This window comes from Nonomuraea sp. MTCD27 (assembly GCF_041950495.1).
Classification (GTDB): Bacteria; Actinomycetota; Actinomycetes; order Streptosporangiales; family Streptosporangiaceae; genus Nonomuraea.
In genome coordinates this window covers 269733-294772 of record NZ_JBGNUW010000013.1, presented here as the reverse complement: position 1 = coordinate 294772, position 25040 = coordinate 269733, and the positions used below count along the sequence as shown (strand labels likewise).

Sequence of the window (25040 nt, the reverse complement as noted above, 5' to 3'; positions counted from 1 at the left end):
CGGATGTGGACGCTCACCGGCCTCGGACGAACAGGCTGGAGACCACGGTGACCGCCGCGCCCAGCACCGCCACCAGGGGGGCCACCACGGGCAGCAGGTGCACGCACAACGCGGCGGCGGCGGCGCCGAGCGCCAGGGTGAGCAGCACGGCCGCCAGCTCGAACAGGTGCGGCGGGCCGGTGCCGGGGGCGAGCTGACGGGAGATGGCGACGGTCAGCGCGCCGGTGATGAACGTGGTCGAGCCGACGAACGTACGCAGCCGGTGGGTCACCGCGCTCTGCCCGCCCATGGCCAGGGCGGCGATCGCGACCAGCGGCAGCTGCGGCCAGGACGCCGCCCAGCCGGTCGCCAGCACGGCAAGCAGGCACACCTCCGCGCCCACGGCCAGCCTGGTACGGGCGGCCCAGCCCGTGGCCGGGCCGATGAAGCGGAAGGCGACGACCAGGCCGCAGATGAAGGCGACCAGCGCCACCAGCGAGCCCACCGCCTCGGACAGGCGGCCGTGCCCCGCCGACAGGCCGAGCAGGACCAGATTGCCGGTCATGTTGGAGGTGAAGACCTGGCCCAGGGCGAGGAAGGTGAAACCGTCCACGGCGCCCGAGGTCAGCGCCAGGCTGAGGACGGGCAGGCGGGTGCCGGACGACATCCTTCCATGCTCCGCCGCGCCGCCCGCCTCCTGGGGAAGGCGCGCTGGAACTCAGTCGCGCAGGGAGCCCCCGCCGTCGACGGACCAGGTCTGGCCGTTGATCCAGGCGGCGTCGTCGGACAGCAGGAACGCCACCGCCCCCGCCAGGTCGGCCGGCCTGCCCAGCCGCGGGCTGCGGATCGCCCCCAGCACCGCCGCCTTGAACCCCTCGCTCATCGTCTCCAGCCCGGTCTCGCTGAGCACCATGCCGGGGGAGACGCCGTTGCAGCGGATGCCCTCCTTGCCCCAGCGGGAGGCGACGTGCCGGGTCAGGGCGTTGATGCCGGCCTTGGACGCGGCGTAGGCCGGGCGCACCGCCTCGCCGACGTACGCGGCGCCGGACGAGGTGTTGACGATGGCGCCACCGCCGCCCTCCAGCAGCAGCGGGACGGCGGCGCGGCAGGTGTGGGCGTACCCGATGAGGTTGACCTCGAACGTGCGCCGCCAGATCGCCGCGTCCATCTCCGACAGGTCGCCGTCGCGCCCGAGCGTGTCCGGCGACAGGTCGGCGCCCACGTTGAACAGCCCGTCCACCCCGCCGAACTCGGCGACCGCCCGCTCGAACAGCGCCCGCACCGACCCCTCGTCGGCGAGGTCGAACGCGACCGCCACGGCTGTGCCGCCGGCGGCCTTCACGCGCCCGGCGGTGGCCTCGGCGCCCTCGAGGTTGACGTCGCCGATCAGCACCCGGGCACCCTCCTCGGCCAGCCGCTCCGCGGTGGCCGCGCCGATGCCGGTGGCACCGCCGGCCACCACGATCCTCTTGTCCGCCAAGCCGCGCATCAGGTCTCCGATCTCGTGGTGACGGGAGCCAGCCAGAGGCCGGCCAGGGCGTCGATGAGGCCGAGGGCGGTGGCCTCCCAGCTCGTACGCGCCGTCGGGCCGCCCTCCTGCAGGGCCCGCTCGCGCTCGGCCAGGATGTGCACGACCAGCAGGCGGCTCATGTCGCTCCGCTCGGCGTGCACCTCCTCCGGCAGGCCCGGCAGCAGCCGGAACATGCCTTCCAGGGAGCGCCGCATCGAGGGCGTCGCCACGGACTCGTCGATGACGATCTGGCGCAGCGCCGGGACGGTGTTGACCTGGGCCAGGCAGCGGGCCCGCCAGCTCGGCACGCCCAGCGCGTCGAGGTGGTCGGTGGCGGGGCGGACGAGGCAGGAGACCCACGCGCGCAGGTCGGTCGCGTCGCCCATCTCCGCCAGCATGCGCAGCCGCCGCTGCTCGGTCTCGGTGGTGTAGCGGCGCACGATCGCGCGTACCAGATCGGCCTTGGTGCCGAAGTGGTAGCCGACGGCGAAGTTGTTCGCCTGCCCGGCCGCCTCGCCGATCTGCCGGTTGGACACCTCGCCGACCCCGTGCTCGGCGAACAGCCGCTCGGCGGCGTCGAGGATGGCCTCGCGGGTCTCCTGGGCCCGCTCGGTCCGGCCGGCCACCGTCACCACCGCACCGGCACGCGCTCCAGGCCGCCGACGACCAGGCCCTCGCGGCGCCTGAGCTCGGCGACCGGAACGGCCAGCTCCAGCGTGGGCAGCCGGTCGAGCAGCACCCTGAGCACGGTCTGCAGCTCGGTGCGGGCCAGCGACTGCCCGATGCACGAATGCGGGCCCACGCCGAAGGCCACGTGCGGGTTCGGCGAGCGGTCCAGCCGCATCTCGTCGGCCCGCTCGAACTGCCGCTCGTCCCGGTTGGCCGCGGCCATGCTGCAGATCACGGTGGTGCCCTTCGGCAGCGGCTCGCCCGCCACCTCGACCTCCTCGCTGAGGTAGCGCGGCATGCCGAAGCCGGGGTTGGCGTCGTAGCGCAGGACCTCCTCCACCGCCGGGCGGACGAGTTTCGGGTCGGCCAGCAGCGCCTCCCACCGGCCGCGGTCGGCCAGCAGCATGGAGACCATCTTGCCGATCATGTTCGCGGTGGTCTCGTGCCCGGCCACCAGCAGCCCCTTGGCCGTGCCCAGCACCAGCTGCTCGGTCAGCCGCCCGTCCAGCCCCGCCACCATCGACAGCAGCTCGCTGACCAGGTCGTCGCCCGGCCGGGCCTGCTTGGCCTCGGTCAGCGCGACCAGGTACGCGTCGAACTCGGCCTGCGCGGCGTCGATCTCCTCCTGGCCGAACCTCGTCATGCTGAGCATGGTGTCCGACCAGTACGCGAACCTGTCGCGGTCGGAGTCGGGCACCCCGAGCAGGTCGCAGATCGCCCACACCGGCAGCGGGAACCCGACCGCGCTCACCAGGTCGGCCGGCGCTTCCCGGGTGACCATCTCCTCGACCAGGTGCTCGGCCATGGCCTGGATCCTGGGCTGCATCGCGGTGACCCGCTTGGCGGTGAACGCCTTGCCCACGAGCTGCCGCCACGCCCGGTGCTCGTCGCCGCTCATGCTGCTGCCGCCGCTGCCGAACACGCCGCCGGACTCGTTGGCGGTCACCCGCGCGGCGTCCGCGGCGTCGAGCTGGCGGGTGAAGCGCGGGTCGGACAGGACCTGCCGCACGTCGTCGTACCGGGTGAGCAGCAGCGCCTCGTCGCCGCTGGCCAGCCGGATCGTCGCCACCGGGCAGCCCTCACGGAGCTCGGCCCACTCCGGGGGCGGTTCCAGCGCGCTGGGGTTGCGGAAGGGGTACTCGGGTGCCTCGGTCACGATTCGTCTCCCTCTGCGCGGTGGCTGGACGACATTGAAGTCATGTCATCCATTTAAGTCAAGCGACTCAAACAGGGAGAGGGCCGTGAGCGCGGGAGGCGGACCGCGCCCACGGCCTCCGCGGTGCCGCGTCAGATGGAGATGCGGCCCGCTCCGGCGCCGCCGGTCACGATGGACTTGACGCTGGAGGCGCTGTCGAGCGAGTACGAGTACGGAATCGACCGGACGCTGCCGCCCTGGTCACCGCTGCCCGAGTTGACGAAGTGGTTGTTGCGGGCCACCAGGCTGCCGGCCGGGGAACTGCCCTCGCCGCGGTGGAAGGGGTCCTCGGTGTTCTCGAAGTAGTTGCCCTCGACCAGCACGCCGGCCTCCTGGGTGGAGGCGACGCCGTAGCTGCCCACGTTGCCGTAGAAGTTGTTGTACACGTGCACGGGGTTGCCGAACCGCACGCGCGGGTGGCGCTGGTTGGTGCCGTCGAACCAGTTGTGGTGGTAGGTCACCCGCAGATGGTTGCGGTCCTCGGAGCCGTTGCCGTCGCTGTGGCCGAGCAGCATCGTCTTGTCGTGGCTGGAGAACTTGTTCCAGGAGACGGTGACGTAGTCGCTGGCCCGCTTGATGTCCAGGGCGCCGTCGTAGCCGTTGCTGAAGGAGTTGTGGTCGATCCACACCCGGGTCGAGTACTGGACGTTGATGCCGTCGTCGTTCCAGCCGCGGAACGTGAGGTTGCGGATGATCACGTTCGACGCCTGGGAGACGTTGAAGCCGCAGCCGGAGATGGTCGCGCCCGAGTTGCCGATGACGGTCTTGTTCGAGGCCACCCTGAGCATGCCGGAGCAGGAGATCGTGCCGGAGACCCGGATCACGGCCGCCGAGCCGGACGACAGGGCGCTCGTGAGGGCGGAGGAGGAGCTCACCGTGGTGGTGGGCGCGCTGCCGCCGCCGGTGGTGCCGCCGCCCTGGGTGGCCCAGCCGACCAGCGGGGTGTCGGCCGAGGCGGGCGGTACGGTCACGGTCAGCCCGGCGGCCGCCGCGGCCAGGCCCGTGGCCAGCGTGAGGATACGTCGTGATGTGCGCATGGTGGTGCTCCTCCTTCAGAGGTATCGATGCCGTCCACATATGTGAACGGCTGGCAAGATGGTGAACACGTGTGAATCTAGGAAAGCGCTTTCCAGTCGTCAACAAAGCGCCTGTGATCCGTTCCGGCGGAATCGGCGTCGTCGCCGGTCAGGACATAACAGGCAAGATTTCCGGGAGTGAAACTTTCAGTCGGGACCCCGGACGCGAAAGGGCCGGTGCCGGACATCCGGCACCGGCCCTACGCGGTCGGGACTACTCGCTCACCTCGATGGCGGCGGCCGGGCAGACGGCCGCGGCCTCACGGACCAGGGCGTGCTGGTCCTCGCCCGGCTCCGCCTCCAGCAGGATGACGATGCCGTCGTCCTCGCGCTGGTCGAACACCTCCGGCGCGAGCAGCACGCACTGACCCGCGCCGCAGCACTTGTCCTCGTCCACGGTCACTTTCATGCTGACTCCTCTCTGTCGGTCCGGGTCACCAGCGGACCGGGACGGTGCGCAGGCCGCCGACGGCCAGGCCCTCCACCCGCTCCAGCTCCGCCAACGGCACGGCCAGCTCCAGGGTGGGCAGCCGGCGCAGCAGCACCTCGAGCACGACCTGCAGCTCGGTGCGGGCCAGCGACTGGCCGAGGCAGGAATGGGCGCCGGCGCCGAAGGCCAGGTGCGCGTTCGGGCTGCGGGTCAGGTCCATCCGGTCGGCGGCCTCGAAGGCGCTGTCGTCGCGGTTGGCGGCGGCCATGCTGCAGATCACGGTGGTGCCCTTGGGCAGCACGGTGTCGGCGATCTCGGCCTCCACGGGCAGGTAGCGCGGCAGGCCGAAGCCGGAGTTGGCGTCGAGGCGCAGCGTCTCCTCCACCGCCGTGCGGATGAGCTTCGGGTCGGCCAGCAGCGCCTCCCAGCGGCTGCGGTCGGCCAGCAGCATGGAGACCATCTTGCCGATCATGTTCGCGGTGGTCTCGTGCCCGGCGACCAGCAGGGCCATGCCGGTGACCAGGATCTGCAGGTCGGTCAGCCCGCCGTCCTCCGGGCCGCCGGCCGCGATCAGCTCGCTGAGCAGGTCCTCGCCCGGCTGCTCCCGCTTGGCGGCGACGTGGTCGGACATGTACTGGAAGAACGCGGCCTGGGCGGCCTCGATCTCCTCCTTGGTGTAGCGGGTGAGGTTGAGCAGCGTGTCCGACCAGTACGAGAACCGGTCCCGGTCCTCGGCCGGCACGCCGAGCATGTCGCAGATCACGTACACCGGCAGCGGGAAGCCCAGGCTCGCCTTGAGGTCGCCCGGCGCGCCCCGCGCCACCATCTCGTCGATGAGGTCGTCGGCGATCTGCGCCATCGTGGGCCGCAGGGCGGCCATGCGCTTGGCGGTGAACCACTTGCCGACCAGGCGCCGCCAGCGCAGGTGCTCCTCCCCGCTGTCGGGGATGATCTGCGCGACGTCGCTGTTGAACACCCCGCCGCCGTCGGCCGACAGCCGGGCCGCGTCGGGGGCGGTGAGCTGGCGGGTGAAGCGCGGGTCGGCCAGCACCTGCTTGACGTCGTCGTAGCGGGTCAGCAGCCGCGCCCGGTCGCCGCTGGGCAGCGTCACGTGGGCCACCGGGCACTTGCCGCGCAGCTCGGCCCACTCCTGGGGCGGGTCCAGCGCCGCGTCGCTGGGGATCGGGTAGCTCAGAACCTCTTCGTTGACGCTCATGCGCATCTCCTCTTCGTGGATGGTTGCTCGCCTGGGCGCAGCGTCACGCGGGCGCGAGCGGCTGGTTGCCGAGGGCCTGTTGCCGCAGGAGGCGGGCCTGTTTGGGCATGTTCCAGCCGAGCACGCCGGTGACCCGCCCGCCCTCGCGGTAGAGGGCGGCGAAGCGGCCCTGCGCCGGGTCGCCCTCGGCGATGCCGACCTCGGCCGCGGGTGACGGCAGGCCGTGGGCCTGGATCTTGATGTCGTACTGGTCTGTCCAGAAATAGGGGATCGGCGTGTACGGGCGGTCGGCGCCGAGCAGGTTGGCCGCCACGACCTGGGCCTGCTCGGTGGCGTTGGTCCGGTTCTCCAGCCGCAGCCGCCTGCCCAGCCCCTCGTGCTGCCACGACGCGACGTCCCCGACGGCGTAGACGCCCTCGGCGGCGCGGCAGCGCGAGTCGCACTCCACCCCGTCGCCCAGGGTGAGCCCGCTGCCAGCCAGCCAGCCGGTGGCCGGCCGGGAGCCGATGGCCACCACGACGGCGTCGGCGGGCAGGAGCTCGCCGGTGGCCAGGCGTACCCCCGTGACGCGTCCGCCTGCTCCGGTCAGCCCGTCGACCGCGACGCCGAGCCGCAGCCGCACGCCGCGCTCGCCGTGCACGCTGCCGAGCAGGGCGCCGACCACCTCGCCGAGCTGGTCGCCCAGCAGGGTGTGGCCCATCCCGGCGAGCGTGACGTCCAGGCCCATGACCCGGGCGGTGGCGGCGATCTCCGCGCCCAGCACGCCCTCGCCCACGACCACGAGCCGCTCGGCGGCGGTCAGGTGGGTGCGCAGGGTGAGCGCGTCGTCCAGGCCGCGCAGCACGTGCACCCCGGCCAGCCCGTCCTGCCCGGGGAGCGTCCTGGGCTCCAGGCCGGTGGCGATGACGACGGCGTCGGCCCGCAGGACGCGGCCGGAGGCGGTGGTGACGGCACGGGCCGCGGCGTCCAGGGAGGCGGCGGGCTCGCACAGCACGAAGTCGGCGTTCAGCGCCTCCAGCTGCGCCTGCGTACGGAGCCGGGTCCGCGCCGGCTCCCAGGCGCCGGCCAGGACCTGCTTCGACAGCGGCGGCCGGTCGTAGGGCAGATGCGGCCCGGCGTCCAGGAGCGTCAGCCGGCCCTCGTAGCCGTGCCGGCGCAGCGCCTCCGCGGTGCTCAGCCCGGCGGCCGAAGCCCCGGCGATCACGATGCTCCCGGGCGAGGTCACGGGGCGTCGCTCCGGCGAAGGGCGGCGGCGGCCCTGCCTGCGCATATCCGCATGTGACGTGGTCCTTTCGTCGTCGCGTGGGATCAGATTACCCTACAGATGTAGGAAAACCTGCACATGTAGAGTGACGGTAGGGTGAAAGGCGTGGGCACCACGAAAAGCAGCAATCTCCCCTCCGGCGACCGGCGGGTGCGCCGGACCCAGGCGTCCCTGGCCCGCGCGCTGCTCAAGCTCGTCGAGGAGCAGGACCTGTCCCGGGTCAGCGTGGCGGACGTCGCCGAGCACGCCGGCGTGAGCCGCTCGACCTTCTACGACCACTACCGCGATGTCCACGAGCTGGCCGAGGCGGCCTGCACCGCGATGATCGACAACCTGATGGCGTCCCTGCCCGGCCCCGGCCCCAACTCCCCGGACCCGGGGCCGGAGGCGACCCGGTCACTGGAGGACTTCTTCGCCAGCCTCGCCGAGCACGCCGGCCTCTACCGCGCCCTCCTCGGGCCGCAGGGCAGCGCCCGCGTGGCCGACCACATCCGCCGCCGCAGCACCGTGGCCATCCACGACCGCGTCCACCATGGCGTCGTCGGCGGCGAGCTCCCGGAGCGCGCCGGGGCGCCGCTGGACATCCCGCACGACGTGCCCTCCGCGTTCATGGCGGGGGCGCTCATCGGGGTGGCGGCGGACTGGCTCCAGCGCGGCTGCCCGCGCACCCCGGCCGAGATGGCGGCCCTGACCTGGCCGCTGCTGGACGCCCTGCGTCCCGACGTCATCCGCCCGCTCACCTGAGATCCGCACGGTTCTCCGGCTCGCTCGCCGCGCCCGCCGGCTGAGGCGGGGGATCCCGTTCGGACATGCGAAAGGCGACCAGGCGGGCGACGTCCCGCTGATCACGTGCCCTGGTGGGCCGGCGCTCAGGTCTTGTACAGCAGCGACAGCGGCATCGGCGCCGCCCGGTCGCCGAGCTGCGTGGCGGTCCGGCCGACGAAACGGGTCAGCGACCGCGCCAGGTGCGGCTGGTCGAAGTAGCCGAGCCGGTGGATCACGTCGTGGACCGGCACGCCCTCCTGGATCAGCACCGCCGCCTGCCTGGCCCGGTCGATCTGCCGGATGGAGCCCTGGGTGAGGCCGGTCGCGGCCAGGAAGCGCCGCTGCACGGTGCGCTCGGACACGTCAGGGGGCGCCTCGCCCAGCACCGCGGCCACGATCGGGTCGCGGACCAGCACCTCCTCCCGCGCCATCCGCCGGACGAACGCCTCCGCGTCGTCGTAGCCGGGCACGTCCCAGGACGAGCCCTTCAGCCAGAACGATCTCCGCGTCGCGTCGGGGATCTCCGCCGTGTCGTTCACGAGCCGGCTGACGGGGAGGTGCGGCATCGTGGTGCCGAGCGAGAAGGTGATCCCGAAGAACGTGGCGTCCTCGGGGACCGGGGCCGTGGCGGCCTTCGTCTCCGGCCCGTGGACGGCCACGCTCACCTGGCCGCGATGCTCCCAGAAGACCAGGTCCCAGCCGGCGGCGGCGATCGACGTCATCTGGTCGACGTGCTCGCTGCGGCTGCGCCACACCCGCTCGACGTACGGAGAATCCGACGGCCGGCTCTCGACCTTCAGGCCCATCCCCGTCACTCCTTCCCGACCGCCGGGCGCCCTGGCGCCGCACCCAGACCCTACGCCAGGGCCCCTTCCGCTAGTTCCAGATCCCGGGGACCTGGGCGGGCACGTCGTCGGCGACCTGCGTCCGGTCGATCACGTCGCCGCGCAGCGGCAGCAGGACGGTGACCTCGCGGCCCCAGTCCGAGAACCGGGTGGTCGACTCGATCCTGACGGAACCCTTGTCCACGGGCAGCACGCCCTTGGCGGACACCCGCTCGACCAGGCCCTTGGCGCCGAACCAGAGGGTGTAGGAGATCGTGCCGTCGTGGCCCTTCTTGTACCGCGTGCCGTAGCGCGCGGCGAACGCGGGCGACGCGGCCGCGAGCTTGGAGGCCTTGACGGACCCCTTGAGCACCCCGTCGCGCCAGGAGGAGCGGCCGGCCAGGAGCGTCTTGAGGGTGGCCGGCTCCAGCGTCTCCACCAGCAGATTGCTCGCCGGCAGGGTCACGCCGCCGTAGCGCACCCAGCTCGTGCCCTGCGGCAGGGCGTCGTCGACCACCGGACCGGAGACGTAGCTCGACGTGCCCGAGGAGATCATCCGGATGGGCCCCTCCAGCAGGTCCTCGGTCTCCTTCGGGCGGGAGCGCATCATGCCGCGGAGCAGGGCCTCGCTGTACGTCAGCGTCTGGCCCACGTCGGACGCGACCGCGCCCCGGGGGCCGAACCCGATGGTGCCGTCCAGCTCGGAGCCGGCGACCTGGTCACGCGAGTACGCCACCTTCGCCGTGGACTGAACGTTGACGGCCCTGCCGCGCGCTAACTCCGACTGGAGCGCCTTGACCGGGTCGCTTGCGAGTGCCGCCTGCGCGGGGGTGGCGGTGAGCTGCACCACGCCCGCGACCACGGCGACACCGACGATGGTTCGCTTCATGAGGATTCCTAGGGAACGGTCCGAAAAGTCGCGAATAATCTGGTGCATCTAAGATCGCCAGTCAAGCCGAATCGGGGATGCCACGGCCGGTGAACCCAGGTTCGCCGGCACACGTCCCGTTCTTACGATGAGAAAAGCGATGTGCGCGGTTCTCCTCCTGGTCGCTGCCCAGCTGGTGCTCACCGGGGAAACCGTGATCAGGTATCGGGACCCGTCGGCACTGGTCCAGGAATGGGCGCCGTTCCCGGAAGGCCGGGCGCTTCGTCCGATCCTGCTGGTGCAGACGCTTCCGGCGGTGGCCGTGAAGCCGGCCGGCGGGCGCGTCGCACGCGTGAGACCCGGCACGCCCCTGGACGCACCGGCGCCGGCGGCCACGGCGGTTTCGTTGCCCGACGGGGTGGCCCGGCTGCCGCAGATCTCCGCTTCGGAGGCGTTCGACGGCCTGGCCCGGCACCTGGCCCGGCTGGGGGCGCCAGGGCCGGAGGACACGGTGGTCGGGGCGCAGCACACCGTGCACGCCTTCCAGTCCGACCGCGGCCCCGTACGGCTTCCGGCCTGGAGTTTCCGCCTGTCCCGGGGCGGGGTGCTGGTGTGGCCGGCGCTGCCGTCCCGGCTCTTCTGGCGGCTCGGGTCGCTCTCCCGGTCGTCCGCCATCACGTGGGCGAGCGAGAGCCCGGTACGGCGCGAGGTCACCGTCTGGATGGACCCCGGCCGCACGTGCGGGGGCGGGGGCCGGCCGGCTCCGCACGTGCGGATCACGGAGACCCCGGACGTCGTCGTGATCGGCGTCGTCGAGACGCTCGAACCCCAGGGGGCGCCCGAGCGGTGTGTCGTGCCCGCCGACTTCCGCGCCAGGCCCTTCACCTACCGGCTGAGCAGCCCCCTGGGTGCCAGAGGGCTGCTCGACGCGAGGGGCGGCGTCACCGTCGTGGGAGCGCCGCTCAGCCCTCCGGGGCGAGGTCCAGGGCCACCCCGTACATCCGCGACACCTTCAGCCGGATCACCAGCCGCCGGCCCCTGACCATCTCCTCGAGGAACGCCGCCTCGTCCGCCGGGTCCGCGAAGCCCCCGGACATCTCCAGCAGCTCGCGGCCGGTCGCGTCGCCGGGCACCGTCGTCACCTCCGACACCTCCGCCTCGCCCTCGGCCACGGCGTAGGACAGGACGCTGTCACCTTGCAGGTGCACGGTCGCCCGCGGGTCGTGGCGCAGATGGCCTACCTTGACGCGGCCCTCCGCCGACGAGATCCGGACGACCCGCTCCCCGGCGTTCCAGTTGACGACCATGGAGGCCAGGTGCGGCCGGCCGTCGCGCTTGAGCGTGGCCAGGACGCCGAAGGGCTGCTTGCCCAGGATCTCCAGCAGTTCGTCCTCGGTGAGCGGGCGCGCGCCCGGTCCTTGCCCAGGTCCGTATTCGGACATCTCGATGGCTCCTGTTCAGACGGTGGTCGGGTGCTGGATCTGCGGCCGGGCCGGGGATCCGCCCGGCCCGGGCTTCGGCCGGCGCAGCACGATCAGGGCGACCGCGAAGGCCGCGACGAGCAGCCCGGCGGAGGTGGCGAAGGCGAGGTGGTACCCGCCGGTCAGCGCGGCCGCGTCGGACGCGCCGCCGGCCCGCAGCGCCTCGGTACGGGAGGCCGCCAGCGTGGACAGGACGGCGACGCCCAGGGCCATGCCGATCTGCTGGGTGGTGTTGAACAGGCCGGAGGCCAGCCCGGCGTCGTCCTCCCGGGCGCCGGACATGCCGAGCGCGGTCAGCGTCGGGAGCACCAGGCCGCCGCCCGCGATCAGCACCATCACCGGGAGCAGGTCGGTGACGTAGCTCGCCTGCACCGGGATCCGAGTCAGCCAGGCCATCGCGGCGAACAGCAGCACGAGCCCGCCCAGCAGCACGGCGCGGGCGCCGAAGCGGGCGCTCAGCCGGGCCGAGACGAAGAGCGAGATCGTGCCGATCGCCACCGCCGCCGGGAGCATCGCCAGCCCGGTGTCCAGGGCGCCGTAGCCGAGGACCTTCTGCATGTAGAGGGCGACGATGATCTGGAAGGAGAACATCGCCGACAGCGCGAGGACCTGGACCGCGTTCGCCCCGGCGACGCTGCGGGAGCGCAGCACGCGCAGGGGCATCAGCGGGTTCTTCGCGGTGGCCTGGCGGACGACGAACGCGGCGAGCAGCGCCAGCGACACCGCGCCGAGCCCCAGGGTGTGCGCCGCCAGCCACCCGTGCTCCTCCACCTTGACCACGGTGTAGATGCCCAGCATCAGGCCCGCCGTGACGAGCAGCGCACCGGCCACGTCGGCCCCGGCGCGGAGCCCGAGCCCGCGGTCGGCCGGCAGCGCCGGCAGGGCCACCGCGATCGTGACCAGGCCGATCGGCAGGTTGATGAAGAAGATCCAGTGCCAGTCGAGCACATCGGTCAGCACGCCGCCGACGACCTGCCCGATCGACGCCCCCGCTGCGCCGGTGAAGCTGAACACCGCGATCGCCTTGGCGCGCTCGCGTGGCTCGGTGAAGAGGGTCACCAGGATGCCGAGCACGACGGCCGAGGCCATCGCGCTGCCCACGCCCTGCAGGAACCGGGCGGCGATCAGCATCTCCTGGCTGCCCGCCGCCCCGGCCAGCAGGGACGCGGCGGTGAACACCGCGTTCCCGGCCAGGAACATGGCCTTGCGCCCCAGGAGGTCGCCGAGCCGGCCGGCCAGCAGCAGCAACCCGCCGAACGCGATCAGGTAGGCGTTGACCACCCAGCTCAGACCGGCGGGAGAGAAGCCCAGGTCACGCTGGATGGCGGGCATCGCGACCGTGACGATGCTGCCGTCCAGGATGGTCATCAACGCGGAGGTCGACAGCACGACGAGCGCCGTGCGACGTGATGTGAACGACATGGTCCACTCCTGTCTCAAGGGATCAACAGGAGAGACCGTAGCAGATAGTTCCGTTGCAGACGATCCCTATCGGACCTACTTTGTGCGCTCCCGGGCCCGCCGGACCGCCTGCGGCGCCTCGGGCAGGGTGGCCAGGTGGCCGGTGACGAGCCGGTTCATGGCACGCAGCAGGACCTCCCGCTCGTCGTCCGGCAGGGAGCCCAGCGCCGCCGCGTGCACGCCGTCCACGATCTCCTGGCTCCGCCGCGCGACCTCGGCGCCCTTCTCGGTCACCGCCACGATGCGGGCCCGCCGGTCCGTGCTGGACGGGCGCCGCTCCGCCAGGCCGGCCTTCTCCAGGGCGTCCATGGTCACCACCATCGTGGTCTTGTCCATGTCGCCGAGCTCGGCGAGCTGGATCTGGGTGCGCTCCTCCTCCAGCGCGTGGACCAGCACGCAGTGCATGCGGGCGGTCAGCCCGATCTCGGCCAGGGCCGCCGCCATCTGGGAGCGCAGCACATGGCTGGTGCGGTCGAGCAGGAAGGACAGGTCGGGCTCGGTGCGCGAGGGTGCCATAGCAGTCATGCCCCCAGGCTACCAACTCGTCCCGTAATGGATTATCTGGCGAAGTCCAAAGCTGGACGCGCCGCGGTCCTTTGCGCCTGCGGCCCGGATCAGTGACGCTCCGAACGCGGAAGGTAACGAACGCGCTACGGTGAGCACGTCTCTGGCGGGCGACGTGGCCGTTGCCCGCTCGTCGCCGGTAGCACGCATCGGAGCAGGCGCATGACCCATCAGGCCCGGCCCGCGGCACGCCATGTCGCGGCCACCGCCGCCGTCCTGCTCGCAGTCGCCGCCGCGCCGGCCCTTCCCGACCGGCCCCGGCCACCCACCGCTCCACGCATCGCCACCACTCCACCCGACACCGTCGGCGCGGCACCGCTGGCCGGGCCGTCGGGCCTGCCGGCGCTGGCGGAGGTGGCCGCTCGCCGGCTGTTCCTGGCCGATGCCGTGGCGGCGGCGAAGTTCGGGGGCGCGGGTCCCATCACCGATCCCGTGCGGGAGCGGGAGCTGCTGGCGTCGGTCGCCGCGACGTCGGCGGAGATCGGCCTGCCCCCGGACACCGGCGTACGGTTCTTCCGGGCCCAGATCGAGGCGGCCAAGCTGGTGCAGCGCGGACTGCACGCGCGCTGGCGGGCGTACCCGGAGCTGCGCCCGCGCGAGCGGCCCGACCTGGCCACCGAGGTGCGCCCGAAGCTCGACCGGCTCACTCCCCGCCTGCTGGAGCTGCTGAAGGCGACCGGGCCCGTCCGCGCGATCCCGGACCGGTGCCAGGAGACCCTCGCCGTCGCCCGCCGCGCCGCCGGGACGCGCACCCGCCTCGACCCGCTGCACCGAGCCGCCCTGAGAGTGGCCCTGACCCCCGTCTGCCGGATCCGCGACAGATAACGAGAACGTCCTCCGGAGCATGCGAGCGGAATTTACCGGCGATCAGCTCAAAACCCGGCGGTGTGCGTTTCCAGAACCCAACCCTTGGGGCCGCCCGATCCGTCGTTCCCAATGCCGCCGGGGCTTTGCGCCGTAACGCGCCCGGGGAAGCCGGAACGGTTCAGAACCTCGTGTGCGTCGGGGACGCCGCACACCATGTCACCGAAGGATCTTGCTTCTAATCGCACCGGTCGGACGCTCTCGGTCAATGACCGGATGCGACGGGCCATACTTTGAATTGAACTTCAACATGGCGAATCATAGCTATTGACACCAGGGACGGGCGCCCGCGCGGCGGCAATGCCGGGAGCGCCAGGTGAGCCGGTGGATCGGCGCCGGTGAGGGCTGATTGGGGCACGTTCACAGGGGTGCGCCGTGGGGCTGGAGATACGGCGACCTCCCACGCCGCTCCAGAGGTGCCGGTGCCATGGTGCGGTCGCCGTGTGTCGATGGCTTATCACTGGTAGGAAGGGGGGCGCGTATCTCGTACGGCCCCGGACGCGCGCCTCGGCCCCGCCCGGGCGGCCGGGATGTCCACCGCCAGGTCACGGGCTGAGCCGCCGTCGATGAATGCCGGGCCCGAGAACCACGAGAACTGCGCCACATGGGCGAAAGACCGCGTTGTTCAAGGTTGGCCCGAGCCGTTCCTTTGAGCTGGAACGGCACCCCCTGGAGATGCATAATGTGCTGAAGAAGGCTACAGTACCTGCAACCGTTACGTAATTGGAGCACCCTTATGGCGAAGCGTATTGTTGAGTCCTTTATCGATGACATCGACGGCAGTGACGCCGAGGGGACCACACGGTTCGCGCTCGACGGCACGAGCTACGAGATCGATCTGTCGGGCTCGAACAGGGAGAAGTTGGAGAAGGCCCTCGCGCCCTTTATCACCAAGGCTCGCGCGGTCCGTGCCGACAGGGGGCCTCGCGGCAGGCGCGCGGGCGCCGGTTCCACCCGGGCCGTCAGCCGTGAGAAGTCCACTGAGATCAGGCGCTGGGCCAAGGCCCAGGGTCTGCCGGTGAGCGAGCGCGGCCGCATCGCCGCCACCGTCGTGGAGCAGTACGAAGCCGCTCACTGAGCGGAGCGGGCGTGCCGTCCCGGAGGCTCGCCGCCTCCCCTGAAGGGGGTCAGGCGGCGGAGTGCGGCGTGAGCAGGTCGGCGAGCCCGATGCGGGTCAGGAAACGGGTGCGGATACGGTCGGCGACCTCGCTGACCTCCGCCGAGCCGTCGTCGGCCGGGTCGACGTGCACCCGGAAGGGGCGCTGCCCGTGCGGGGCGCCGACGACCTGGACGATGGCGTCGGCCACCAGGGACACGTCGGCATCGGGCGGCTGCAGGGCGGCCAGGCGCTTGGCGACCTGCTCCATCAGCGCGCCGTACCGCTCGTCGTAGGCCGGGAGCACGCTCCGCTCGGCCGGGTGACCGGCGTTGGCGAAGTGGTTGGTGCCTGAAGTGAAGGCGCCGGGGACGACGATGGTCGTCTCGATGCCGAAGCGGGCCAGCTCGGCGGCGTACGACACGGCCAGCGCGTCGGCCGCCGCCTTGGCGGCGAAATACGGGGCGAGGTACGGCGGTGTGCCGCCCCTGGTGGAGCTGGAGCCGACCCACAGCAGCAGACCGCGTTCCCGGCGGCGCATGTGCGGCAGGACCGCCCGGTTGAGCCGCTGGCTGCCGAGCACGTTCGTGTCGTAGACGGCGGCGAGCTCCTCGGGCGTGAACGCCTCGGCCGGCCCGAGCACCATGTGCCCGGCGTTGTGCACGACCACGTCGATGGCGTCCGCCTCGGCCACGACGGCCGCGACCGCCGCGTCGACGGACTCCTGCGACAGCACGTCCAGCTCGACGACCCGCAGGTCCACGTCGTGCTCCTCGGCGTAGTCGCGCACCTCGGCGACGCGGGCGGCGTTGCGGCCGTCGGTGGCGCGCATGGCCGCGTACACGGTGTGGCCGGCGCGGGCCAGGGCGCGGGCGGAGAGGGCGCCGAAGCCGGAGCTCGCGCCGGTGATGAGGATGGTCTCGCTCATGAGGTACTCCCGGAGATCAGGATGACAGGCGGCGGGAAGCCGGGCGGAGCCCGCGGGCCGCGGCCGGTCAGTGGAAGGCGACGACCCGGCCGGTCACTGGAAGGCGATGACCCGGCTGGTCAGTGGAAGGTGATGACGCGGCGGCCGCCACCGGAGCCGGCGGCCATGGCCTCCAGCGTCTCCGGGGCCTGGTCGAGCGTGATCGGGGTGACCGCGGGCAGGATGCCGTGCTGCGCCGAGAAGGCCAGCGTGTCGCGCAGGTCGTGCGGCGAGCCGGACGGCGAGGCCATGACCCGCAGCCGGTTGAGCACCATCGGCTGGGCCCGCAGGGTGAGCGGCGTGTTGTCGTAGCCGCAGAGCACCAGCGTCCCGTCGGGGGCGAGCCCGCCGAGGGTCGCGGCGGCGGCCGCGTTGGACGGGGCGGCGTTCAGGATGACGTTCGCGCCGCCGTCCCACGCCTTGAGCGCCGCGGCCGGGTCGGTGTCGCGGGTGGCCACGTACAGCTCGGCGCCGAGCTCCTTGGCGGCGGCCGCGCCGTCGGCGGACCTGCCGATCACCGCGACCCGCGCGCCCATGGCCAGGGCGTACCGGATGGCGAGCGCGCCGATGCCGCCGCTGCCGATGACCGCCACCCTGGAGCTCGGGGTGGCGCCGGCCTGCCGCAGGCCGTTGAACGCGGTCAGCCCCGCGCACATCAGCGGCGCCGCGGCCACCGGATCGAGCCCGGCCGGCAGCGGGGTCACGTAGCCGCCCTTGAACAGGCCGTACTCGGCGTACCCGCCGTCGGCCACGATGCCGGTGATGCGCTTGGACGGGCAGAGAATCTGGTCGCCGGACACGCAGTAGTCGCAGTGGCCGCACGAGTCGTACAGGAACTGGGCCCCGACCGGGTCGCCCACGGACAGGCCGGACACGCCGCTGCCGAGCGCGGCGACCGTGCCGGTGATCTCGTGGCCGGGTACGACCGGGAAGCGGGCGAACGGGTAGTGCCCGCGCACGAGGTTCAGGTCGGTGAAGCACACGCCGCAGGCGGTGATCTTGATCAGGACCTCGCCCGGACCCGGCTCCGGGACCTCGCGCTCGGTAAGGGAAAGCGGGGCGTTCACCCCGGTGGCCAGTGCGACTCTCATGACGGTCTCCTTGTTGGCTGAGCTCGTACGGAGGCTCGGAGAGTGCCCCCGCACCGCCTCCTTCCAGCCTGCCCCCCGACCGCCCGGCGGGAAAAGTGCGCAGCCTGGGGTGATCAACCCCAGGCTGCGAGGAGGCCGAAGGCCGGGCCCGGGGTGTCGCGCCAGACGCCGGCGGGGTCGAGGGTGCGCAGCGCCGGCATGACCGCGGGGTCGTCGGGGACGAACCAGAGCAGCCGCTGGGCGGCGTCGGCCGTGACGATGCTGTTGCAGGTGACCTTGAGGATGCCGAGCGCCGGGTTGACGATCCGCTTGTACTCCTCGTGGCGCACCTTGACCTCCTGCGCCCGCCACAGCTCGGCGAACTCGCCGCCGGCGGCCAGCAGGTGCGCGACGAGGTCGGCGCCGGCCCGGTCGCCGGGGCCGCGGCGGGCGACCGCGGCGCGCAGGTCGGAGACGAGCAGCCGGGAGTGGTAGTCGTGGTCCTCGGCCGGGTAGAGGTCGCGGGTGGCCGGGACGGTGAACCAGTGGTGGAGGAAGCTGGCCCGGACCCCGGTCAGCCCCGCCTGCGGCCCGACGAGGACCTGCGCGGCGTGGTTCTGCATGACCACCTCGTGCATGTCGGTGATCACCATGGCGGGCGTGTCCTGCAGGCGGTCCATGAGCTGGCGCAGCGCGGACTGCATCTGGAGGGGCTCCGCGCCGAACGGCGCCGGCCGGCCCGCCAGGAGGAACAGGTGGACGGTCTCGTCCGGGTCCAGGCGCAGGGCGCCGGCCAGCCCGCGCAGGACCGGCTCCGAGGGGGACTGCCCGCGGCCCTGCTCCAGCTCGGTGTAGTAGTCGGCGGACACGCAGGCCAGCTGCGCCACCTCGTCGCGGCGCAGCCCGGGCACCCGCCGCCGGGTGCCGGGCGGCAGGCCGACCGCCTCCGGGCGCAGCCGGTCTCTGCGGGACTTCAGGAACGATCCGAGCTCACGCAGGTCCACCTTGCCCTCTCCTCTCGTCTCCTTCCGACTCTAGGTCGGCCCGCCGACCGCTCATGCCGGTGCCCGGGCTCCTGAGCAGGGCGAGCACGGCGTTGATCGCCGGGGTCTCGGTGCGGAGCAGCGCGTGCGTGGTGCGGGTGATCTCGATCGTGGAGATCGGGCGGAGCACGACGCCGTCGGGTACGCCGACCACCGTGGCCACCAGCTCGGGCACCAGGCTGGCGCCCAGTCCCTCGCGGACCATGCGCAGGACGAGCGCGTAGTCGTCGGCGGTGTGCACGACGTTCGGGCGGAAGCCCGCCAGCGCGCAGGCGCGGTCGAGCATCTCGTGGTCGGCGGTGCCCCAGGAGCCCGCTATCCACGGCTCCCCGCGCAGCGAGCGCAGGTCCACCTCGTCGGCGGCGGCCGGGTGGCCGGCGGGCAGGGCGATCAGGAGGGGCTCGACGCCCAGGCGCCGCCGGGTGACCCCGGGGGGCGGGTCCTCGGGGATGAGGCTGTAGGTGAAGGCGATCCCGAGGTCGCAGCGGCCCTCGCGGAGCGCCTCGATCGCCTCGCGGGGCTCGAGCTCGTACATGATGACGTGGAGGTCGGGGTGCCGGGTTCGGACGGTGGCCATCGCGGGCAGCAGGCGGTGGACCGCGGCGGTGGCGAAGCAGGCCACGCGTACGGGACCGCGCGGGGTCGAGGCCGAGCGGAGATCCTCCTCGGCGGCGTCCAGGGCGTTCAGGACATTGTGCGCGTGGCCGACGAGGCGCCGCCCCTCCGCCGTCAGCCGGACCCGGCGCCCGGCCCGCTCGAACAGCCGGACCCCGGCCTCGCGCTCCAGGGTGGCGAGCTGCTGCGAGACGGCGGAGGAGGTCAGGCCGCAGACCTCGGCCACGGCCGTCATCGTGCCGTGCTCGGCGAACTCGCGCAGCAGGCGCAGCCTCGTGGGATCCAACATCAAGGAAACCTTATAGATCGGCTCATGAATACTAAGTGGACGTTGCCGATTGGACCACGCCACACTGTCGCCCGGCCACCAGAAAACCCCAGGTGAAGGAGGGCAGGATGCGGACTGTCGTCGAAATCCCGCAATGGCAGGGGTCGCTGTCGCCCACGGCGCCCAGGCTGGTCGAAGGCGCGGCCCGGCTGGCCGCGATGGTTCCCGGAGCGCGGCACGTACGGGTGGAGACCGGCGACACCCTCGCCGAGACCGCCGAGCGGGTCCGGCGGGCGCTGCCGGAGGACGGCTTCGTCGTCACGGTCGGCGGCGACTGCGGCGTGGAGCTCGAACCGGTCGCGGCCGCGTTGCGCCGGTACGGCGATCGCCTCAACCTCGTGTGGTTCGATGCCCACGGCGACCTGAACTCCCCGGCCACGTCACCGTCCGGGGCCTTCCACGGCATGATCCTGCGCGCACTCCTGGGCGAGGGCCCGCCAGGCCTGACGCCCTCGCCCGCGCTGCGCCCGGATCAGGTGGCCATGGTCGGAACGCGCTCGCTGGACCCCGGGGAGGCCGCCTACATCGAGCGGACGGGCATCGGCGGCCTCTCCACCCTCGACGATGGCGCGATCCTCTACATCCACGTGGACCTCGACGTCCTGGACGGCATCAGGTCGGTCGGCTACCCCGAGCCCGACGGCCTGTCGGCGCGGGCCCTGACCGAGGCGGTCGCCGCCCTGGCGGCCCGGCACGAGATCGCCGGCCTGGGCATCACCGAGTACGCGCCCTCCGACCCCCGGGACGAGGAGATGCTCAGGAGCCTGGTCCCCGAGCTCGTCCGGCTGTGCGCCGCGTCACGTCCGTGGCAGGTCGAACGGCGCGCGGCCGCCGCCTGGCCCGCCCTGCACGTCGAGGAACGCGACGGCTGGCTCCTGCGCCACACGCCGGGCGTGCACCGCAGGCGCTCCAACTCGGCGCTCCCGCTGCCCGGCGTGGCCGTCCCGTCCGTCCAGGCGGTGGAGGACTTCTGCGCGGCACGGGGGATCCCCGCGACCGTCCAGGTGAGCCCCGCGGAACACCACGGGGAGCTCGACGCGCTCCTGGCGGCCCGCGGCTACACGACGGCGGGCAGGACACTGGTCATGACCGCCGGCACCGCGACCGTCCTGGCCGCGGCGGGCGACCCCGCCGGGGCCGGGCCGGTGCACGACCGGGCCCGCTGGCCCGAGCTGTTCCAGGCGGTGAACGGTGATGCCGGCGACATGGCGGTCATCGAGCGCATCCGGCCCGAGGCGGTGCTGCTCGCCAAGGACACGAGCGGTGTGGCCCTGGCGGTCACGGAGGACGGCTGGACGGGGGTCTTCTGCATGGCCACCCATCCCGACCACCGGCGCAAGGGAGTGGCGAGGGCCCTCCTGGCGGCGCTCGCCCGCTGGTCGGAGGAGCGGGGCGCGGACCGTCTCTACCTCCAGGTCGAGGCGGACAACGGCGCGGCCCGCGCGCTCTACGAGGGCTTGGGCTTCACCGCGTCGCACGGCTACCACTACCGCTCGCGGGCGTAGCCGCGGGGCCGGGGCCCGGCGCGTCGAGGCCGACCCGCTCATGTCATGCTCCGCCCCACATGGGCAGGTCGGCGATGTCGTCGTGCTTCCACGCGAGGTCGTCGTGGACGGCGACGACGCCGTCGATGTTCTCCGCCAGGCGGACGGCGGTGGCGGCCTGGCTGTGCTCCGGCAGGGTCCCGGACAGGGTGACCACACCGTCGGCGACGGTGACCACGAGGCCGTGGTCGTCGGCCCGCACGGCGTCGCGCACGTACGTCTCGATGTCCTTGTCGAGGCGCAGGAAGACCTTGATCAGGTCGCGGCGGCTGACGATGCCGGTCAGGCGGCCGTCGGCGTCGACCACGGGCAGGCGCTTGACGCCGTGGCGGTCCATCAGCCGCGCGGCCGACACGATCGGCGTGTCGGGCGTGGTGACGTGGGCGGGCGCGGTCATCAGCTCGCCGGCGGTCTCGCCGAGCGACTTGCGGTAGCCGCTGCCCTCGCTGCCGGTGGTGTGACGGATGCGGGCGCGCAGCGGCGGGCGGTAGCCGTCGCCGTAGTAGCGCTCCTTGAACTCCTCCTTGGCCAGCAGGTCGGCCTCGGAGACGACGCCCAGCACGCGGTTGTCGTCATCGAGCACCGGCACGCCGCTGACACCCCTGGTGATGAGCAGCTCGGCCACGGCGTGGAAGGAGGCGTTGCGGCCGACGGCGGCGACGTCGGTGGTCATCACGTTCTCGACGATGGTTCTCATGGTGTTCTCCTGGTGTGTCCGGCCCGGCCGGCGCCGGGTGCGGTGCGGGCGATCAGGGCTGTCGGGGATGGTCACTTGGCGTCCCACGCGGAGTCGTCCTGTTTCCAGGCCAACTTGTCGATCACGTCGACCACCCCGTTGACCCGGCGCGTCATGCGTACGGCGATGCTCGTCTCGGTGCGGCGCTCCATCCAGCCGGACAGCGTCACGACGCCCTGGTCCACCGTCACCTGCACGCCCTCGGTGTTCACCCACAGCGCGCGGTCGAGGATGTCGTCGCGGGCGGCCTCGACCGCCGGCGCGTCGGGGGAGACGGAGACGGCGGGGCTGGTCATGAGCTCGCCGGCGGTGTCGCCGGCGGCCTTCTGCCGGCCCCGTCGTCGTCCACCACCGGCACGGCGCTGATGCCGCCGGTGATGAGCGTCTCGGCGATGTCCTTGAAGGCGGTGGTGGCGGTGACGGAGACGACCTTGCTCGTCATCACGTCCGTGACGGTCATGCGCATGGCGGGTCAGCTCTTTCGGCATTCCTCTGGATTTGTCTTCTTTCATGACAACTCGGAGCCGGATCGCGATGTAGGGCCGGAAGTCCCGACCGGCGGCGGTCATTGGTCAGCGGTCAGAGCGGGTGCCGGAGCCGGACGGCCCTGTGGGCGGGTCCCGGTCCAGGATCACCGCGTCGGTGGCGAACTCCTCGTCCAGGCCGTAAGGGGGGGACGCGGCGGCGGTCGCCGATGATGCGGCCGCGGCCGTCGCGTCGAACCCAGCCGGCGTCGAGGATCCCGCGCCGCCGCTCCTCGGGGAGCAGCGCCGGGACCCGCCCGCGCCACGGGCCTTCGTCCCCTCGCGCTCGTCCGAAGCCGCCGGCATTCTCGCCGCCCGGTTGTCCGGCCACACCGGTCCAAGGGCGGACGACTCGCCGGCGGGAAAGGCCGGCTCGCGGGAGGACGGGGTGAAGCGCGGGCCGAAGGTCCTTCGCAGCGAGGGCCTTCGGCTCCGGCGCGCCCGCGGCCGGGGATGATCCAGTGGTGCCATGGACGCCATGACGCATGCCCGGGACGGGCTCGCCGAGGACGAGGCAGCCCGGCTGCTGTCCGAGCACGGGCGGAACGAGCTGCCCGAGCCGAAGCGCCGCTCCCTGCTCTCGCGGGCCGCGCGCCAGCTCGCCGACCCGCTGTCGATCCTGTTGCTGATCGCGGGGGTGGTCACGCTCGCGGTGCTGGGCGAGGTGCCCGAGGGGGCGGCGATCCTGGCCATCCTGGCGGTCAACATGGTCATCGGGGTCAGCCAGGAGGCCAAGGCCGAGCAGGCCGTGCGCGCCCTGCGGACGATGACCGCGCCGATGGCCAAGGTACGCCGCGACGGGAGCGTACGGCGCATCCCGGCGGCCGAGGTGGTGCCCGGCGACGTCATCGAGGTCGCGGCGGGCGACCGCGTGCCGGCTGACGCGCGGGTCGTCGAGGCCGTCTCGCTCGCGGCCAACGAGTCGATGCTCACGGGGGAGTCGCGTTCGGCGGGCAAGCGGGCCGGCGGGCTGCTGGAGGGGTCGCTGGGCGACCGCGACGGTGAGCTGTTCTCCGGCACCATGATCGTACGCGGCTCCGGGGTCGCGGTCGCCACCTCGACCGGGGCCGGCACCCAGATGGGCCGCATCGCCTCGGCCCTGCACGGCCAGGTGAAGGGGCCCCTGGAGGTGGAGCTGGCGCGCGTCTCCAAGCGCATCGGCGTGCTGGCCGTGGCCGCCGGCCTGGTCATGGTGGCGCTCGGCTTCACCAGGGGCGGGATCGCGCCGTTCGACCTGGTGCTGGCCGGGGTGGCGCTGGCCATCGCGGCGGTGCCGGAGAGCATGGCGGCGGCCGTCACCACCGCCCTGGCGCTCGGCTCGCAGCGGATGGCCCGGCTCGGCGTGATCGTGCGGCGGCTGTCGGCGATCCAGGCGCTGGGCGCGACGACCGTGATCGCCTCCGACAAGACCGGCACCCTCACCACCGGCCGCCTGGCCGTGGCCGACCGGGTCACGGTGCCCGGCGCCGATCTGTGGCGGGCCGCCGTACGATGCAACGACGCCCGCGACGGGCTCGGCGACGCGGTCGACGTCGCCCTGCTGTCCGGCGCCGCCCACCACGGGGTACGGCCGGAGCCCGGCGACACCAGGCTGGCCGCCAGGCCGTTCGACGCCGACACCCGCTCGATGGCGGTGGTCACCGACGGGCCGGTGCTGACCGTGAAGGGCGCTCCCGAGGTGGTGCTCGCCCGCTGCGCGCCAGGCGGGGAGACCGACCGGCTGGCCGCCGCCGTACCCGATCTGGCCAGGAGGGGGCTGCGGGTGCTGGCGCTGGCCGAGGGCGACACCGCCGACCTGGACGCGACCGGGCTGCGGCCGGTCGGGCTGGTCGCGCTGAGCGACGAGATCCGCGCCTCGGCCCGGCAGGCGGTGGCCGACTCCCGGGCCGGCGGCATCCGGGTGATCATGGTGACCGGCGACCACGCCGACACCGCCCGCGCCGTCGCCGAGGAGGTCGGTATCGAGCCGGATCCGGTGGTGACCGGGGCGGGGCTGGACGGCGCGGACCGGGCGGACCGGCTGCGCGAGGCCGGGGTGCTGGCCCGGGTCGACCCGGAGACCAAGCTGGACCTCGTACGGGCCCTGCGCGACGGCGGCGAGGTCGTCGCGATGACCGGCGACGGGGTCAACGACGCCCCGGCGCTGCGGCACGCGGACGTGGGCGTGGCGATGGCGGGGGAGGAGGGCACCGACGTCGCCCGCGAGGCCGCCGCCGTGGTCGTCACCAACGGCGAGCTCGGCACCATCGTGACCGGCGTGCGCGAGGGCCGCCGCCTGCACCACAACGTCGGCTCCATGATAGGCTACCTGCTCGCCGGGAACCTGGCCGAGATCTTCCTCGTGCTCGTCGGACTGTTCCTGTGGCCCGACCTGGTCATCCCGCTGCTGCCGGTCCAACTGCTCTGGATCAACCTGGTGCTCGACGGCATCCCCGCCATCGCCCTGGGCGTCGACCGCGCGCCCGGCGACCCGCTGGCCACCCGGCCCGGCCGCGACGGGCTGCTGTCCCGGCGGGTGCTGGGCCGCATCGCGATCCGCTCGCTCATCGTCGGGGTGCTGGTCGTCGCCGCCGTCGAGGCCGCCCGCCGCCTCGGCTGGGACGACACCCAGGTCAGGACCCAGGCCGTGCTCACCCTCGTCTTCGCCCGGCTCACCCTCGCCTACGTGGCCAGGGCCCGCCGGTGGACCTTCGAGCACGGCTGGTGGCGCGGCCGGGCCGTGCTGCTCGCGGTCCTCGGGACGGCCGCCCTGCAGGCCCTGGTCACGCTCGTGCCGCCGCTGGGCGCGCTGCTCGCCCTGGCACCCGTCCCGCCGCTGGGCTGGGGCATGGCGCTGGGCGCGGCCCTGCTCACCCCGCCGCTGTGCGACCTGGTGCGGCGGGTGGGAATCCGCCACAGGTCCCGGACGAGCCGGGACCAACGACCCTAGGCGAGGGCGGGACGTACCACGA

27 protein-coding genes are annotated in these 25040 nt (G+C 73.0%); 6 read left to right on the top strand and 21 right to left on the bottom strand.

Annotation, left to right across the window (positions count from 1 at the left end; genetic code table 11):
- Positions 1 to 13 precede the first annotated feature (13 nt).
- The 8 genes from ACBJ59_RS34630 to ACBJ59_RS34595 all read right to left on the bottom strand — a co-directional run bounded on the left by ACBJ59_RS34630 (position 14) and on the right by ACBJ59_RS34595 (position 7300).
- A complete protein-coding gene (locus ACBJ59_RS34630) occupies positions 14 to 646 on the bottom strand; it encodes a YoaK family protein (protein WP_375114407.1) in 633 nt (210 codons plus the stop codon).
- A gap of 51 nt (positions 647 to 697) precedes the next feature.
- Positions 698 to 1468, bottom strand: a complete 771-nt coding sequence (locus tag ACBJ59_RS34625; protein WP_375114406.1) for an SDR family NAD(P)-dependent oxidoreductase — start codon at positions 1466 to 1468, stop codon at positions 698 to 700.
- Complete coding sequence (locus ACBJ59_RS34620) at positions 1468 to 2115, bottom strand: TetR family transcriptional regulator (RefSeq protein ID WP_375114405.1); 648 nt, start codon at positions 2113 to 2115, stop codon at positions 1468 to 1470. The genes ACBJ59_RS34625 and ACBJ59_RS34620 overlap by 1 nt, the downstream gene beginning before the upstream one ends.
- Positions 2116 to 2117: 2 nt before the next feature.
- Positions 2118 to 3314 carry a cytochrome P450 gene (locus ACBJ59_RS34615; RefSeq protein WP_375114404.1) on the bottom strand — a complete coding sequence of 399 codons (1197 nt, stop codon included), beginning with the start codon at positions 3312 to 3314 and terminating at the stop codon, positions 2118 to 2120.
- A gap of 131 nt (positions 3315 to 3445) precedes the next feature.
- A complete protein-coding gene (locus tag ACBJ59_RS34610; RefSeq protein WP_375114403.1) occupies positions 3446 to 4390 on the bottom strand; it encodes a polysaccharide lyase family 1 protein in 945 nt (314 codons plus the stop codon).
- 253 nt (positions 4391 to 4643) lie between these two features.
- Complete coding sequence (locus ACBJ59_RS34605) at positions 4644 to 4838, bottom strand: ferredoxin (protein ID WP_364113949.1); 195 nt, start codon at positions 4836 to 4838, stop codon at positions 4644 to 4646.
- A 25-nt stretch (positions 4839 to 4863) separates the two neighbouring features.
- Positions 4864 to 6075: a cytochrome P450 gene (locus tag ACBJ59_RS34600; protein WP_375114402.1), complete on the bottom strand. Its 1212-nt coding sequence runs from the start codon at positions 6073 to 6075 to the stop codon at positions 4864 to 4866.
- Positions 6076 to 6118: 43 nt separating this feature from the next.
- On the bottom strand, positions 6119 to 7300 hold the full coding sequence (locus tag ACBJ59_RS34595; RefSeq protein ID WP_375114401.1) for an NAD(P)/FAD-dependent oxidoreductase: 1182 nt from the start codon (positions 7298 to 7300) through the stop codon (positions 6119 to 6121).
- Positions 7301 to 7444: 144 nt separating this feature from the next.
- Here ACBJ59_RS34595 and ACBJ59_RS34590 point away from each other — a divergent pair, with 144 nt between their 5' ends.
- Positions 7445 to 8083: a TetR/AcrR family transcriptional regulator gene (locus ACBJ59_RS34590; RefSeq protein ID WP_375114400.1), complete on the top strand. Its 639-nt coding sequence runs from the start codon at positions 7445 to 7447 to the stop codon at positions 8081 to 8083.
- A 125-nt stretch (positions 8084 to 8208) separates the two neighbouring features.
- Here ACBJ59_RS34590 and ACBJ59_RS34585 read toward each other — a convergent pair whose 3' ends face one another.
- Both ACBJ59_RS34585 and ACBJ59_RS34580 read right to left on the bottom strand, forming a co-directional pair.
- Positions 8209 to 8910: a helix-turn-helix domain-containing protein gene (locus ACBJ59_RS34585; protein WP_375114399.1), complete on the bottom strand. Its 702-nt coding sequence runs from the start codon at positions 8908 to 8910 to the stop codon at positions 8209 to 8211.
- Positions 8911 to 8980: 70 nt separating this feature from the next.
- The gene (locus ACBJ59_RS34580; protein ID WP_375114398.1) at positions 8981 to 9817 is read right to left on the bottom strand and encodes a hypothetical protein; all 837 of its coding nucleotides are present in this window, start codon (positions 9815 to 9817) and stop codon (positions 8981 to 8983) included.
- Between the two features lie 139 nt (positions 9818 to 9956).
- Here ACBJ59_RS34580 and ACBJ59_RS34575 point away from each other — a divergent pair, with 139 nt between their 5' ends.
- Entirely contained in the window at positions 9957 to 10838 is an 882-nt protein-coding gene (locus tag ACBJ59_RS34575) for a hypothetical protein (RefSeq protein ID WP_375114397.1), read from the top strand.
- Here the strand turns inward: ACBJ59_RS34575 and ACBJ59_RS34570 are convergent.
- The 3 genes from ACBJ59_RS34570 to ACBJ59_RS34560 form a co-directional block, all read right to left on the bottom strand.
- Positions 10759 to 11238, bottom strand: a complete 480-nt coding sequence (locus ACBJ59_RS34570) for a TIGR03618 family F420-dependent PPOX class oxidoreductase (RefSeq protein WP_375114396.1) — start codon at positions 11236 to 11238, stop codon at positions 10759 to 10761. The two genes, ACBJ59_RS34575 and ACBJ59_RS34570, sit on opposite strands and share 80 nt — an antisense overlap.
- A 15-nt stretch (positions 11239 to 11253) precedes the next feature.
- On the bottom strand, positions 11254 to 12699 hold the full coding sequence (locus ACBJ59_RS34565; protein ID WP_375114395.1) for a DHA2 family efflux MFS transporter permease subunit: 1446 nt from the start codon (positions 12697 to 12699) through the stop codon (positions 11254 to 11256).
- 75 nt (positions 12700 to 12774) lie between these two features.
- The gene (locus ACBJ59_RS34560) at positions 12775 to 13263 is read right to left on the bottom strand and encodes a MarR family winged helix-turn-helix transcriptional regulator (RefSeq protein WP_375114394.1); all 489 of its coding nucleotides are present in this window, start codon (positions 13261 to 13263) and stop codon (positions 12775 to 12777) included.
- A gap of 201 nt (positions 13264 to 13464) precedes the next feature.
- Between ACBJ59_RS34560 and aroQ the strand changes: the two genes are divergently transcribed.
- A complete protein-coding gene (aroQ, locus tag ACBJ59_RS34555) occupies positions 13465 to 14127 on the top strand; it encodes a gamma subclass chorismate mutase AroQ (RefSeq protein WP_375114393.1) in 663 nt (220 codons plus the stop codon).
- Between the two features lie 775 nt (positions 14128 to 14902).
- The gene (locus ACBJ59_RS34550; protein WP_364113969.1) at positions 14903 to 15244 is read left to right on the top strand and encodes an Lsr2 family protein; all 342 of its coding nucleotides are present in this window, start codon (positions 14903 to 14905) and stop codon (positions 15242 to 15244) included.
- A 49-nt stretch (positions 15245 to 15293) separates the two neighbouring features.
- On the opposite strand, the gene ACBJ59_RS34545 is transcribed toward ACBJ59_RS34550, so the two are convergent.
- The 4 genes from ACBJ59_RS34545 to ACBJ59_RS34530 all read right to left on the bottom strand — a co-directional run bounded on the left by ACBJ59_RS34545 (position 15294) and on the right by ACBJ59_RS34530 (position 19246).
- Positions 15294 to 16190 (bottom strand): SDR family NAD(P)-dependent oxidoreductase, encoded by an 897-nt coding sequence (locus tag ACBJ59_RS34545; RefSeq protein WP_375114392.1) that lies wholly within the window; start codon positions 16188 to 16190, stop codon positions 15294 to 15296.
- A 119-nt stretch (positions 16191 to 16309) separates the two neighbouring features.
- Positions 16310 to 17320 carry an alcohol dehydrogenase catalytic domain-containing protein gene (locus tag ACBJ59_RS34540; protein WP_375114391.1) on the bottom strand — a complete coding sequence of 337 codons (1011 nt, stop codon included), beginning with the start codon at positions 17318 to 17320 and terminating at the stop codon, positions 16310 to 16312.
- A gap of 113 nt (positions 17321 to 17433) precedes the next feature.
- Positions 17434 to 18303, bottom strand: coding sequence for a helix-turn-helix transcriptional regulator (locus ACBJ59_RS34535; RefSeq protein ID WP_375114390.1), 870 nt, complete (start codon positions 18301 to 18303; stop codon positions 17434 to 17436).
- Positions 18290 to 19246: a LysR family transcriptional regulator gene (locus tag ACBJ59_RS34530; RefSeq protein ID WP_375114389.1), complete on the bottom strand. Its 957-nt coding sequence runs from the start codon at positions 19244 to 19246 to the stop codon at positions 18290 to 18292. Before ACBJ59_RS34530 ends, ACBJ59_RS34535 begins: the two co-directional genes overlap by 14 nt.
- 107 nt (positions 19247 to 19353) lie before the next feature.
- Here ACBJ59_RS34530 and ACBJ59_RS34525 point away from each other — a divergent pair, with 107 nt between their 5' ends.
- Positions 19354 to 20790: a GNAT family N-acetyltransferase gene (locus tag ACBJ59_RS34525; RefSeq protein WP_375114388.1), complete on the top strand. Its 1437-nt coding sequence runs from the start codon at positions 19354 to 19356 to the stop codon at positions 20788 to 20790.
- Between the two features lie 43 nt (positions 20791 to 20833).
- On the opposite strand, the gene ACBJ59_RS34520 is transcribed toward ACBJ59_RS34525, so the two are convergent.
- The 4 genes from ACBJ59_RS34520 to ACBJ59_RS34505 all read right to left on the bottom strand — a co-directional run bounded on the left by ACBJ59_RS34520 (position 20834) and on the right by ACBJ59_RS34505 (position 22560).
- Positions 20834 to 21526 (bottom strand): CBS domain-containing protein, encoded by a 693-nt coding sequence (locus ACBJ59_RS34520; RefSeq protein WP_375114387.1) that lies wholly within the window; start codon positions 21524 to 21526, stop codon positions 20834 to 20836.
- Between the two features lie 71 nt (positions 21527 to 21597).
- Positions 21598 to 21861 (bottom strand): BON domain-containing protein, encoded by a 264-nt coding sequence (locus ACBJ59_RS34515; RefSeq protein ID WP_375114386.1) that lies wholly within the window; start codon positions 21859 to 21861, stop codon positions 21598 to 21600.
- A complete protein-coding gene (locus ACBJ59_RS34510) occupies positions 21858 to 22031 on the bottom strand; it encodes a CBS domain-containing protein (protein WP_375114385.1) in 174 nt (57 codons plus the stop codon). Before ACBJ59_RS34510 ends, ACBJ59_RS34515 begins: the two co-directional genes overlap by 4 nt.
- A gap of 106 nt (positions 22032 to 22137) precedes the next feature.
- Positions 22138 to 22560: a hypothetical protein gene (locus ACBJ59_RS34505; protein ID WP_375114384.1), complete on the bottom strand. Its 423-nt coding sequence runs from the start codon at positions 22558 to 22560 to the stop codon at positions 22138 to 22140.
- Between the two features lie 7 nt (positions 22561 to 22567).
- On the opposite strand from ACBJ59_RS34505, the gene ACBJ59_RS34500 reads away from it, so the two are divergent.
- Positions 22568 to 25018: a cation-translocating P-type ATPase gene (locus tag ACBJ59_RS34500; protein WP_375114383.1), complete on the top strand. Its 2451-nt coding sequence runs from the start codon at positions 22568 to 22570 to the stop codon at positions 25016 to 25018.
- Positions 25019 to 25040 lie beyond the last annotated feature (22 nt).